The following is an 11,316-nucleotide window of genomic DNA, read 5'->3' as shown; positions in this document are numbered from 1 at the left end:
CATCCGGCCTGGCGGAGACATCGGCCCTTTTGGCCCGTATCCGGCATGGTGCCGTATGCGGAGAAAGACCGGCGGACAAAACCGCCTGGCCGGAAACATAGACGTAGGAAACACTGAATGGCCTCTACGGCAAACCCCACGCGCGACGATTTCGCCGCGCTTCTTGACGAATCGCTCGGCGGCGCCGCCGGCGGCGGCTTCGAAGGCCGCGTCGTCAAGGGCACCGTCACCGCGATCGAAAACGACAAGGCCGTCATCGACGTCGGCCTGAAGAGCGAGGGCCGCGTTGCCCTGCGCGAATTCGCCATGCCCGGCCAGCCGCACGGCCTGTCGGTCGGCGATGAAGTCGAAGTCTATGTCGACCGCGTCGAGAATTCCGAAGGCGAAGCGATGCTCAGCCGCGACCGCGCTCGCCGCGAAGCCGCCTGGGACAAGCTCGAGAACGAGTTCGGCGAAGGCAAGCGCGTCGAAGGCGTGATCTTCGGCCGCGTCAAGGGCGGCTTCACCGTCGACCTCGACGGCGCCGTGGCCTTCCTGCCCGGCTCGCAGGTCGACATCCGTCCGGTTCGCGACGTGCAGCCGCTGATGGACGTTCCCCAGCCCTTCCAGATCCTCAAGATGGATCGCCGCCGCGGCAACATCGTCGTGTCGCGCCGCGCCGTCCTCGAGGAAACCCGCGCCGAGCAGCGTTCGGGCCTGATCCAGAACCTGGTCGAAGGCCAGATCATCGACGGCGTCGTCAAGAACATCACCGACTACGGCGCCTTCGTCGACCTCGGCGGCATCGACGGCCTGCTCCATGTCACCGACATGAGCTACAAGCGCGTCAACCACCCGAGCGAAGTCATCAACATCGGTGACACCGTCCGCGTCCAGATCGTCCGCATCAACCAGGACACGCAGCGCATCAGCCTCGGCATGAAGCAGCTCGAAAGCGATCCCTGGGAAGGCGTTGCCGCCAAGTACCCGGTCGGCGCCAAGCTGCGCGGCGTGGTCACCAACATCACCGAATACGGCGCCTTCGTCGAGCTGGAGCCGGGCATCGAAGGCCTGGTCCACGTTTCGGAAATGTCCTGGACCAAGAAGAACGTCCACCCCGGCAAGATCGTCTCGACCTCGCAGGAAGTCGACGTGCTGGTGCTCGAGGTCGATAGCGACAAGCGCCGCATCAGCCTGGGCCTGAAGCAGGCCCAGCAGAACCCCTGGGAAGGCTTCGCCGAGAAGCACCCGGTCGGTTCGATCGTCGAAGGCGAAGTCAAGAACGCCACCGAGTTCGGCCTGTTCATCGGCCTCGACGGCGACGTCGACGGCATGGTCCACATGTCGGACATCGCCTGGGGCATCTCGGGCGAGGACGCGCTGGCTCTGCACCGCAAGGGCGAGCAGGTCTCGGCCGTGGTTCTCGACGTCGACGTCGAGAAGGAGCGCATCAGCCTCGGCATGAAGCAGCTCGAGAAGGGTGCCCCGGCTGTCGGCGGCGCTGCTGCCGGCGGTGCCGCGGGCGGTGGTTCGCTGCGTCGCGGCGAAGTCGTCACCGTCACCGTCCTCGAAGTCCGCGATGGCGGCCTCGAAGTGCAGCAGGGCGAAGACGGCGCGACCGGCTTCATCAAGCGCTCGGACCTCGGCCGCGATCGCGACGAGCAGCGTTCGGACCGTTTCCAGGTCGGCCAGAAGGTCGATGCCATGGTCACCGGTTTCGACCGCTCGAAGAAGCCCAACTTCTCGATCAAGGCCCGCCAGCTGGCCGAAGAGAAGGAAGCCGTCGAGCAGTACGGTTCGTCGGACTCGGGTGCCTCGCTCGGCGACATCCTCGGCGAAGCGCTGAAGAACCGCTCGTAATCTGCGCTCCCGCGCAAGCGGGGCTCAGCTAGCCAAACAAAGGCCCGTCCGGAGCGATCCGGGCGGGCTTTTGCTTTGTGAGCCTATGATGTAATTTATACGAGATGGACTGGCGTTTATTACTCACAATCCCACTTTTTCTCGCTTTCATGGGCGTGTTTCTGCGGGGCTTGAAGCAGTATGGGGATCGTCGAGACTCCAACGGCCGAAGTATTTCTCCGGGTCCCCTGCCAACCTTCATGCCCGCCTGGCTCAGATTAACGCTGCAAATCGGCATGTTATGCGGGGTGATTGCGATTTTCATCTGGGCACCTGACTACCGACATTGGTGGGTGTTTCTGTACTTGGGAATCATGCTCACACGCGAACTCGATCAGTATTTGGCGGCGCGGGTCGCACGAAGGAAGAAGCAGACTGGCTCCTGACCGGGCTCACAATCGTCCTGCATCCCGCTGGACGGGCTTTTGCTCATCCGCCGCCTAACCTACATGGGCTTTGAGGAGAGTCCCGATGCCCCTGGAAGTCCACCAGTTCGCCTGCCTGTCCGACAACTACGGCTTCCTGCTGCACGATCCGGAGAGCGAGGAGACGGTCTGCATCGATACGCCCGATGCCGAGGCCTATTTGCGCGAGGCCGGCAAGAAGCACTGGCAGATCACCCAGATCTGGAACACGCACTGGCACCCCGACCACGCCGGCGGCAACGCCGCGATCAAGGCGGCGACCGGCTGCAGCATCGTCGCTCCCGCCGCCGAGGCAGACAAGATCGAAGGCATCGACCGCACGGTGAGACAGGGCGACGTCGTCCAGATCGGCGACTGGGAAGCCCACGTAATCGACGTCGGCGGCCACACCAACGGGCACATAGCCTATCATGTGCCCGGCGCCTGCCTCGCCTTCGTCGGCGATCGCTGTTCTCGCTGGGCTGCGGGCGCATGTTCGAGGGCACGGCGCCGCAGTTTTGGGCAAGCCTGTCGCGGCTCAAGGCATTGCCCCCCGAGACGCTGCTCTACTGCGCGCACGAATATACCCAGTCGAACGCCCGCTTCGCGCTCCACGCCGATCCCGACAACGAGCGACTGCAGCGCTACGCCGCGAAGGTCGAAGCCTGCCGCGCCGAAGGCAAATGGACCGTGCCCACCAACCTGGCCCGCGAGCTCGCTGCCAATCCCTTCCTGCGCGCCGACGATCCGGCGTTGCAGAGGCGCTGGGCGGATCAGGGCGGCAAGGTCGGCGATCCCGTTGCGACGTTTGCCGCGCTGCGCAGTGCCAAGGACAGTTTCTAGAGCGCGGTTAATCGCTGTCCCGCCTGCGATACGCCCGCGGTGGACGTTAACCCGCTGAAAAGACGCTTTCGTGTTATGGTTAACGCAGCTAACCTGCGGCACCATTTCACGGGAACGACTCATGGAGGTCAAGGCCAGTTGGCGCTTCGTCGCCGGGCCCGCGAAAGCGGCAGCCCCTGCCCTGGCGGCCTTTCTGGTCACCAGCGCGGGCGTCGCCGCCATCGCCGAGCCGATCGAGCCGCGCCCCGAGCCCGTCCGTAGCCTGACCCCGCCGGTGCTCGCCCCAGCAGCGGTACCGACTGCGGTCCATGCCAAGACCGTCCGCATCGTCCTGCCGCCGCCAGCCCCGCTGACCCGGCCCAGGCACCAGAGGTTCGACGATTCTGCTGGGCTTTACCGCCAGCCGTCTCGGTGCGATCGCGCCGGATCTCGGCACCATCGCCCCCGCCATCCCGCAGAGCCTGCCCAAGCCGGCCGCTGCGCCGCTGCGCATGGTTCCGCTCGCCGCCGAAGCATCGCCGCCGATGAGCGCGGCACCCCAGGTCAGCGCAGCGCCAATGAGCATGCCCCAGGTCGCCCCGTCTCGGATGAGCGCGCCCAAGGCGAGCGCTCCCCAGCGCAAGGCCCCGGCCCCAGGCCTGGCCGTCGCGCGGGGCATCAGCGAGGCCGACTATTCGGCCGCGATGCGCACGATCACGGCCAGTCCGGCGCCCAAGGCCATCCCGATGGTCGATGCCGACAGCCGCGCCGCGCTTGCACGGATGAACGGCGACGACGCGCCTCCTCCTTCGGGGACCGAGCGGCTGGATGCGCTTCAGCCCGCCCGCCCCGCGCTCTCGATGGCCCCGGACCGCTCTTCGCTGGCAGAAGCCGCGCCGCGCGCCGCCTCGCCGGTCGGCATGACCGGCATCCGCATGCAGGACGACGATGGCGTCAGCCGCTATCGCCGGACCGCACAAGGCCTCACCTTCGACGTCGCAACGACGGTCAACGGCACCTCGGTGGGCAAGGTCTCGCTGCTGATCCGCGACGGCGAGAACATCTCGATCCGCCTCGCCGACCTGCTCGCCGCGGTGCAGCCCTCGCTCGATCCGGTGCTCTACCAGAAGCTCAGCGCGTCGCAGGCGGCGCAGAGCTACATGACGTTCAACGAACTGCGCGAGGCCGGCATCGCCGTGCGGTTCAACGACAACGACCGGCTGATCCTGGGGATCAAATAAACCCGATCAAACCCCGCACTGCACGACCGGCTCGAACACCGACCAGCCGGTCCGCTGGACCAGCCGTTCGAGCGCCAGGGTGCCGAGCTGCGAATTGCCCCGTTCGTTGAGCCCCGGCGACCAAACCGCGATCGAGGCCACGCCCGGCGCGATCGCCAGTATCCCGCCGCCGACCCCCGACTTGCCCGGCAGGCCGACACGGTAGGCGAACTCGCCCGAGCCGTCGTAGTGGCCGCAGGACAGCATCAGCGCCAGGATGCGCCGCGCGCGCTGCGCGGATACCACCGAGCGCCCGGTCTCGGGATTGCGCCCGCCGTTCATAAGGAAACGCCCGGCCTGGGCCAGCTGGCGGCAGCTCATCGCAAGCGCGCACTGGTGGAAATAGATCCCCAGCGTGTTTTCGGTCGGGTGATGCACGTTGCCGAAGGCACGCATGTAATTGGCCAGCGCCATGTTGCGGAAGCCCGTCCGCTGCTCGCCCTGCGCCACTTCGTGATCGATGACGATGGACTCGTCGCCCGCCAAGGTGCGCATGAAGCGGAGGAATTCGGCGATCACCTCGCCGGGCTGGTGGCGTGCCAGCAGCACGTCGGCGACGACGATCGCCCCGGCATTGATGAAGGGGTTGCGCGGGATGCCGTGCTCGGTCTCGAGCTGGACGATCGAATTGAACGCAGAGCCCGAAGGCTCGCGCCCGACGCGCTTCCACAGGGCATCGCCGACCGCGCCCAGCGCCATGGTCAGTGTGAAGACCTTGGTGATGCTCTGGATCGAAAAGGCCAGGTCGGCATCGCCCGCGACGTGGCACGTGCCGTCCGCCATGATCACGGCGATGCCGAAATGGCGCGGCGAGACCGAAGCCAGATCGGGAATATAGTCGGCGACTTTGCCACGCTCCGCCGCCGCGGCCATTTCCGCGGCGATTTCCCCGACGATGACGTCCAGCCCATCCATCACGCGTCGATAGCATCGGGTCCGGGACGAGGCGAGGGATTGCGCGTCAGGCGTTCCCCGGTTTCCACGACCAGCCGCGCTGCAGCTTGCCGTCGATTTCCAGCCGGTTGCGGCCGCCGGACTTGGCGAAGAACAGCGCCATCTCGGCCCGCCTCAAGGTATCGTCGACCGAGCGCTCGATCCGCGCGACGCCGGCGCTTGCGGTCAGTGAGAGCGTGCCGCCGCCGGCGATCTGGCGCTTTTCCGAGAGCACACCGACGATCCGCGCGCAGACCGCTTCGGCCTGCTCGGCGCTCGCCGCCGGCAGCAGCACGCCGAGGCTATCGCCGCCGATCCGCGAGATGATGTCCTGCGCGCGAAGATGGCTGCGCACCACCTCGGAGAAGGCCACAAGCGCTTCGTCGCCGGCCGTCTGGCCGTGCTTCATGTTGATCGCCTTCAGGTGATCGAGCGCGATCAGCGCCACGCAGCCCTCGCCGCCCCTCTCCTCGACGACATGGCGCAGCATCGTCATGAAGGCGCTGCGGTTGGTAAGCCGGGTCAGCGGATCGGTCATCGCCGCGGCGAAGAGCTGCTCCTCGAACGAGCGCCGCTCCTCGATCGAGCGCATGATGCTGAGCGCACCATAGACCCGCTGCCGGTCGTCGACGAGGCGGCGCATCTGGATCTCGAACCAGCGCTCGGTACGGTCGCTGGTCAGGGCCGGGAATTCCATCCAGTCGGCGCCCTGGCGCCCCTCGATCGCGTCCTGGTGCCGGCCCTCGATCTCCGCCGCGCTTGCGGGATGGACGATATCCTGGATATGCGGCCCGATCAGCATCGACGGCAGCGAAATGCCCAACCGTTCGATCGCCGGCGAGGCGTGAACGATGAAGCCCTTGCGATCCGTCTTGAGAATGATGTCCGAAGTCGTGTCTGCCAGCAGCCGGTAGAGCGCGGAGCTCTCCCGCTGGGTTATCTTCACTTTCATCGTCGAATGCCCCCCGGCGCCCGTGACGATTGAACCGTAGCCTTTTGTTTAGCTAACCCGAACTAATAGCGCTGCTCTAGAAAACAGATCCAAACATAATACGCACGGCTTTTGCCCCTCATGTAAAAGCAAAGTGACCGATTTAAATTAGAAACGTTATATAACGTTCTCTAATGAAATCCGTTACTTACGAATCATTTACCATAATTTTTCATTTTGAGAAGCAGATTCAACTGATCGTCGTGCGTGGGGGGCATTTCGTCTTGCGAAGTGGGCCTAGAGTTCGACCCAGATCCGCACTTTTTCGGGGGTCGTGCCGACAGCCGCGGCGATCTGATCGCGGCTGCGGGTAAGCAGATCGTCGAGCTCGGACGTCCCGTTGGACGACACGAGTTCGGCGCTGCCCACGCCCAGCACGTCCGCCAGCGCCGCTATCCGGCTGCCGACCGGGCGGGCCTTGCCGTGCTCCCAGGCCCAGACCGTCGGCTTGCTGACGCCGAGGCGGTTGGCGATATGCGCCTGGCTGATGCCGCGGGCCTTGCGCAGCCGTTCGAGCCGGGCGCCGAACGAGGCATCGGGGGCGGCATCCTGCCGCCGCTGGGGTGTGAGATCGACCGGCTGGCCGACCGCACTGCGCAGTTGAGCGGCGCTCAGCGCGGCGGCGGAGATCGGCGTGTGAAACTCGCAGCCGAACAGCTTGCCGCTGTGCCAGACGACTTTCGCCCAGGTCTCGCCGGCATGGGGCAGCTCGACACCAATCCGCTCGTCGATCGCCAGGGCGACCGGACTTTCGAGCAACATGCCGGTTTGCGATATGTCGTGAATCAGCACGCTCGAGGCGTCGCCCGAGGGCAAGGCGCCGCGCGCTTCCAACTGCAGCTTGCGACGCGGCTCACGCGGCCGGCCAGCCGTTGTCTGCGCATCCTCGAAATGTGCTGCGATAACCATCATTACTATCTCCCGAAGTGGGAGAAATGTCGGCCCAAGGCAGTTAACTTTTCGCTATCTCCGCGCTCCATTCACCGCCTCGCGCTAACATCCGGTCGCTATGGGAGCGCCCGACCGAGCTTTAAGCACGATGGCGCTGATCATGCCCCGCGATACCGGCGAGAGGAATCTGCAGCCGTAGAGCGTGGTCCGCTTCCACACGACGCGCGCCTCGATCGCCTCCGCCCCGGGCAACGCCACCTCGAACACCTCGCCAACGGCGAGATCGTCCTGCGCGTGCAGCATCAAGCCGGCCTCGGACAGGTCCAGCACGACGACTTTCGCCGCCGGCCCGGCAGGGACGGCCAGGGAATCGAAAGCGAGCTTGCGGCGTGTCGCTGTCCGGCGATCGGCGCGGCGCCGGCCCGCGCCGTCGGGGCCATCCGAGAATTCCGCCTGCAACGCGAACCAGGCCATATGCGGCCCCCCTTTCGCGGAGGAAGATCGCCGCTGGAAGCTAACGAGCGGTAAACGGCGCGCGGATCTGGCGAGCCCCACAAACGAAAACCCCCCGCAGAACTGCGGGGGTTCTCTGTTGCTCCGACGTGCGGCAGCGATCAGATCGAACCGATCGCCTCGTCCACCAGCTTCTTGTCGGCCTTGGCGCCGTGGTTCGCCGCGATCAGGCCGCGGGCCGCCGTGGCAGCGGCTTCGGCCGCCTTGGCGCGCAGTTCGGCGATCGCACCGCGCTCGGCAGCGGCGATCTTGTCTTCGGCCATCTTCTCGCGGCGAGCGATGACGGCGGTGGTGTCTGCCTCGGCCTTGGCGACGATCGCCTCGGCCTCGTGCTTGGCATGCTCGAGCATCGCCGCAGCATCCTTTTCGGCATTGGCGATCTTGTCGGCATATTCCTTGCGCAGCGCTTCGGCTTCGGCGCGCAGCGCCTTGGCTTCGTCGAGCTGTTTCTTGATTTCAGAAATGCCCGTGTCGAGCGCTCCGGTCAGCATCTTTGGCACGCCGAGGAACAGCGCGATCAGGATCAGCACGGTCATCGCGCCGGCCACCCACATGCCGGGGGTGATGAAGCCGAAAGCCATCGGCTCAGCGTGTTCAGCGCCGTGTTCGGCCGCGGCCGACAGCAGGGTCAGCAGATTAGCCATGGAGCGCCTCCTTCACCGCGGCCTGGGCCGCAGCGGCATCGACGGTGACGCCGGCGATACGGGCGACGATGTCGCTGGCCGCTTCGCTGGCAACCGCCTCGATCTCGCCGAGGGCACCCGCACGGGCACCGGCGATACGGTCTTCGGCCTCGGCCAGACGCTTGTCGAGGACAACGTTGACGCCGGCGAGCCGGGTCTCGGTGGCCTTGGCCGCTTCGGCCTTGGCCTTGGCGATCAGCGCCTGAGCTTCGGCACGCTGGGTATTGGCAGCCTGGCGCCAAGCCTCTTCCTGCGAATCCGCCGCCTTGCGCGCCGCTTCAGCGGCGGCGAGGTCGCCCGCGATCTGCTTGTCGCGCGCCTCGACGGTCGCCATCACCTTGGGGACCATGCCCCGGCCGATGACGAAGAAGATAAAGCCGAAGAAGATCAGCATCCAGAAGACCTGGCTGGCGAACGTCTCTGACAGCTGCGCGATTTGAGGCATGGCGGAATCCGTGGCAGTCCCGGCCGGAAACCCTCAGGACGAGGGCAGACCCGGCCGGGTCAGTATAAGGTCAATCGATCAGGCGACGAAGATCAGGATCATCGCGACGACGAACGACAGCAGACCCAGAAGTTCGGCGGCCGCGAAGCCGATGAACAGGCGGCCCTGCTGGCCGTCGGCAGCGCCGGGGTTGCGCAGCGCGCTCTCGAGGAACGAACCGAAGACGTTACCCACGCCGATGGCGGCCATGCCGGCGCCGATGGCAGCGAGACCGGCACCGATGAGCTTGGCGGCTTGAGGATCCATGATAAAACTCCTTTTGGATTTTCGGTAAGTTGGACGAAAAAGGTCTTAGTGAAGGTTCTCGGCGTCGTTCAGGTAGAGCGACGTGAGCAGCGCGAAGACGTAGGCCTGGATGCCGGCAACCAGGATCTCCAGCGCGCAGATGGCGATCATCAGCAGGAAGCTGGGCAGCCCGACGACCGTGCCCCAGAGCGCGCCCGAATTGGTGCTGTCGATGACGAAGCTGGACAGCACTTCGAGCAGGACGTGGCCGGCCATCATCGCGACGAAGAGTCGGAGAGCAAGGCTGAAGGGACGCACGAGGAACGAGACGAGCTCGATCACCGGGATCAACCAGATCAGCCAGAGCGGCGTGCCGTGCGGCACGAACAGCGAGAAGAAGTGGAAGCCATGGCGCCAGAAGCCGACGATCAGGACGATCGAGAACGACAGGATGGCGAGCACGCCGGTGGCGCTGAAATGGCTGGTGAACGTGAAGGGATGGATGCCGAACAGACCCAGCGGCAGCAGGCCGAGGACGTTGGCGAAGAGGATGAACATGAACAGCGAGAAGATGTAGGGCACATACTTCTTGCCGGCCGGGCCGACGTTGGCGGCGAGCAGGTTGTCGACGAAGCCGGTCATGGATTCGACCGCCATCTGCCAGCGGCCCGGGACCAGGCCGCGCTTCATGCCGCCCCAGACGAAGACCAACAGCGCCACGGTGGCGAGCGCCATCCACAGAGCCGAATTGGTGAAGGGAATGTGATAGCCCGCGATTTGCCAGTGATCGGTGCCGAACATCGGCTCGATCGTAAACTGATGCATCGGATCGACTTTGCCCGCTTCGGCCACGCCTTACCCTCGTTCTTGCTTCACATGCACGACAGCGCCCCTCATGCCCCCCGCTCGGTTAAGCCGCGCGGGTCAATCGGGACGCCGGTTCGAAATCCGGATTATGTTCCTGAAGGCGACGATGATTCCGAGGAACATCACCACCAGCAGACCCCAGGGCGTGGTCCCCGCGAAATGGTCGATGACCCATCCCAGAAACGCACCGCCGCCGATCCCCCCCGATCAATTCGGCCAAGACGCGGTTGCCCATGCGTTCATTCGCATCGGCCCCCCCGCCAGCGACCGCCCGATTGCGCTCATCTTCCCGCTCGCGTGCGGCTGCTAGCCGCTGGTCGAGCGCGTCGATGCGCGTATCTTCGCCGATAGGGTCTCGTGCGGGCGGCTCGTCGCTCATGTCCTGGCTCCTTTTGAGAGGGAACTCGTAACAGGCGCAACGGGTGCCCGCCGAGGGCACCGGCCCCTTAGGCGGGGGGGTCACCCGAGTCAACCGAGGGAATGCCGCAGACTGTCAACCGCAACCTGCTTGTCCCCGGCGCACGTACAGCGCGCTTTAACGAATGGCAGAACCTTAACGGGCAAATCGGGCAGAATCCGGGACGAAACGCTGAATTTAGGGCCGTGTTAAGGCTTTCGATCGACCAATCCTTAAGCGCACCTGGGTAGAATTGCGAGGTCGAGGGAAACGGGGAAGATCGCATCCGCAATGACGCGGGGGCGATGAGATGAGGATTAGAACAATGGCCTCCTCAAGGCTGGGCTCTACCGACGGCTTCATGCTGGCGGGCCGCATGCGGGACCGGCGTGGACAGTCGCGCGGCCGTCTCGGGAGAGTGGTTCAGGTCGCGCACGAAGGCGACGCCGCCTATGCGCGCTGCCACGACTTCTCCGACACGGGCATGAAGCTCGATCTGACGACCCCGCTCGTGCTCAACGACGAGGTCAGCGTTGCGCTGTCGCCCTCGGTCGTGCTGTTCGGCAGGGTTGCCTGGATCAACGGCGACGAATGCGGCATCGCCTTCGACGGCCCGGTCAACAGCGCCGCGCTGCTCGACGCCGCCGACGGCGCGCGCAGTGCCGCCCAGGCGCGGGCGACGCTCGACTATCTCAACGGCAGGCAAGGCGCGGTTTCCGCGGCGCCCCAGCAGGGCAGCCAGAACCGCAGCGCAGTGAAGTTCGAGCCGGGCCTCGCGGTGACGGTCATGGTCGGCCCCGACCACGAACAGCGCGCCGTGCTGCGCTGGGCGCAAGGCAATATCGCCCAGCTTGATCTCGCCCCGATCGACGTCTCGCGAGCGCGGGGTGCCTATCCGGCCCTACCGGTGCCCGAGGCGAACTAGAA

12 protein-coding genes and 2 pseudogenes are annotated in these 11,316 nt (G+C 65.6%); 4 read left to right on the top strand and 10 right to left on the bottom strand.

Annotation, left to right across the window (positions count from 1 at the left end; translation table 11 throughout):
* Positions 1 to 117: 117 nt before the first annotated feature.
* Both rpsA and gloB read left to right on the top strand, forming a co-directional pair.
* A complete protein-coding gene (gene rpsA / locus KRR38_RS02220; protein ID WP_217398189.1) occupies positions 118 to 1,839 on the top strand; it encodes a 30S ribosomal protein S1 in 1,722 nt (573 codons plus the stop codon).
* A gap of 510 nt (positions 1,840 to 2,349) precedes the next feature.
* Positions 2,350 to 3,125, top strand: a pseudogene (gloB, locus tag KRR38_RS02215) (hydroxyacylglutathione hydrolase).
* Between the two features lie 106 nt (positions 3,126 to 3,231).
* Here gloB and KRR38_RS02210 read toward each other — a convergent pair.
* Positions 3,232 to 3,690, bottom strand: a complete 459-nt coding sequence (locus KRR38_RS02210; RefSeq protein ID WP_217398187.1) for a hypothetical protein — start codon at positions 3,688 to 3,690, stop codon at positions 3,232 to 3,234.
* Here KRR38_RS02210 and KRR38_RS02205 point away from each other — a divergent pair.
* Entirely contained in the window at positions 3,683 to 4,345 is a 663-nt protein-coding gene (locus KRR38_RS02205) for a hypothetical protein (protein ID WP_217398185.1), read from the top strand. The genes KRR38_RS02210 and KRR38_RS02205 overlap by 8 nt on opposite strands.
* Before the next feature lie 6 nt (positions 4,346 to 4,351).
* Here the strand turns inward: KRR38_RS02205 and KRR38_RS02200 are convergent, their stop codons facing one another.
* The 9 genes and pseudogenes from KRR38_RS02200 to KRR38_RS02160 form a co-directional block, all read right to left on the bottom strand.
* On the bottom strand, positions 4,352 to 5,299 hold the full coding sequence (locus KRR38_RS02200) for a glutaminase (protein ID WP_217407080.1): 948 nt from the start codon (positions 5,297 to 5,299) through the stop codon (positions 4,352 to 4,354).
* A 46-nt stretch (positions 5,300 to 5,345) separates the two neighbouring features.
* Complete coding sequence (locus tag KRR38_RS02195) at positions 5,346 to 6,269, bottom strand: sensor domain-containing diguanylate cyclase (protein ID WP_217398183.1); 924 nt, start codon at positions 6,267 to 6,269, stop codon at positions 5,346 to 5,348.
* Positions 6,270 to 6,545: 276 nt separating this feature from the next.
* Positions 6,546 to 7,220 (bottom strand): helix-turn-helix domain-containing protein, encoded by a 675-nt coding sequence (locus KRR38_RS02190; RefSeq protein WP_254514610.1) that lies wholly within the window; start codon positions 7,218 to 7,220, stop codon positions 6,546 to 6,548.
* An 81-nt stretch (positions 7,221 to 7,301) separates the two neighbouring features.
* Positions 7,302 to 7,673 (bottom strand): PilZ domain-containing protein, encoded by a 372-nt coding sequence (locus KRR38_RS02185; protein WP_217398181.1) that lies wholly within the window; start codon positions 7,671 to 7,673, stop codon positions 7,302 to 7,304.
* A gap of 140 nt (positions 7,674 to 7,813) precedes the next feature.
* Positions 7,814 to 8,356, bottom strand: a complete 543-nt coding sequence (locus KRR38_RS02180; protein WP_217398179.1) for a hypothetical protein — start codon at positions 8,354 to 8,356, stop codon at positions 7,814 to 7,816.
* Positions 8,349 to 8,840, bottom strand: a complete 492-nt coding sequence (locus tag KRR38_RS02175; protein ID WP_217398177.1) for an ATPase — start codon at positions 8,838 to 8,840, stop codon at positions 8,349 to 8,351. The genes KRR38_RS02180 and KRR38_RS02175 overlap by 8 nt, the downstream gene beginning before the upstream one ends.
* A gap of 78 nt (positions 8,841 to 8,918) precedes the next feature.
* Complete coding sequence (locus KRR38_RS02170; protein WP_188769238.1) at positions 8,919 to 9,146, bottom strand: F0F1 ATP synthase subunit C; 228 nt, start codon at positions 9,144 to 9,146, stop codon at positions 8,919 to 8,921.
* A gap of 45 nt (positions 9,147 to 9,191) precedes the next feature.
* A complete protein-coding gene (locus KRR38_RS02165; protein ID WP_217398175.1) occupies positions 9,192 to 9,977 on the bottom strand; it encodes a F0F1 ATP synthase subunit A in 786 nt (261 codons plus the stop codon).
* A gap of 72 nt (positions 9,978 to 10,049) precedes the next feature.
* A pseudogene (locus KRR38_RS02160) lies at positions 10,050 to 10,371 on the bottom strand (AtpZ/AtpI family protein).
* Between the two features lie 343 nt (positions 10,372 to 10,714).
* Between KRR38_RS02160 and KRR38_RS02155 the strand changes: the two are divergent.
* Entirely contained in the window at positions 10,715 to 11,314 is a 600-nt protein-coding gene (locus KRR38_RS02155; protein ID WP_217398173.1) for a PilZ domain-containing protein, read from the top strand.
* Positions 11,315 to 11,316: the final 2 nt, after the last annotated feature.

Origin of the sequence: Novosphingobium sp. G106 (assembly GCF_019075875.1) — a bacterium.
Lineage (GTDB): Bacteria > Pseudomonadota > Alphaproteobacteria > Sphingomonadales > Sphingomonadaceae > Novosphingobium.
Note: the sequence above shows the minus strand (reverse complement) of the source record. Positions and strands in the feature narration are given on the sequence as shown.

Excerpts from the sequence above, each read along its gene's own strand:
- rpsA (WP_217398189.1), top strand. The coding sequence starts at position 118 with ATGGCCTCTACGGCAAACCCCACGCGCGACGATTTCGCCGCGCTTCTT.
- KRR38_RS02205 (WP_217398185.1), top strand. The coding sequence starts at position 3,683 with ATGAGCATGCCCCAGGTCGCCCCGTCTCGGATGAGCGCGCCCAAGGCG.
- KRR38_RS02210 (WP_217398187.1), bottom strand. The coding sequence starts at position 3,690 with ATGCTCATTGGCGCTGCGCTGACCTGGGGTGCCGCGCTCATCGGCGGC.
- KRR38_RS02200 (WP_217407080.1), bottom strand. The coding sequence starts at position 5,299 with ATGGATGGGCTGGACGTCATCGTCGGGGAAATCGCCGCGGAAATGGCC.
- KRR38_RS02195 (WP_217398183.1), bottom strand. The coding sequence starts at position 6,269 with ATGAAAGTGAAGATAACCCAGCGGGAGAGCTCCGCGCTCTACCGGCTG.
- KRR38_RS02190 (WP_254514610.1), bottom strand. The coding sequence starts at position 7,220 with ATGATGGTTATCGCAGCACATTTCGAGGATGCGCAGACAACGGCTGGC.
- KRR38_RS02185 (WP_217398181.1), bottom strand. The coding sequence starts at position 7,673 with ATGGCCTGGTTCGCGTTGCAGGCGGAATTCTCGGATGGCCCCGACGGC.
- KRR38_RS02180 (WP_217398179.1), bottom strand. The coding sequence starts at position 8,356 with ATGGCTAATCTGCTGACCCTGCTGTCGGCCGCGGCCGAACACGGCGCT.
- KRR38_RS02175 (WP_217398177.1), bottom strand. The coding sequence starts at position 8,840 with ATGCCTCAAATCGCGCAGCTGTCAGAGACGTTCGCCAGCCAGGTCTTC.
- KRR38_RS02170 (WP_188769238.1), bottom strand. The coding sequence starts at position 9,146 with ATGGATCCTCAAGCCGCCAAGCTCATCGGTGCCGGTCTCGCTGCCATC.
- KRR38_RS02155 (WP_217398173.1), top strand. The coding sequence starts at position 10,715 with ATGGCCTCCTCAAGGCTGGGCTCTACCGACGGCTTCATGCTGGCGGGC.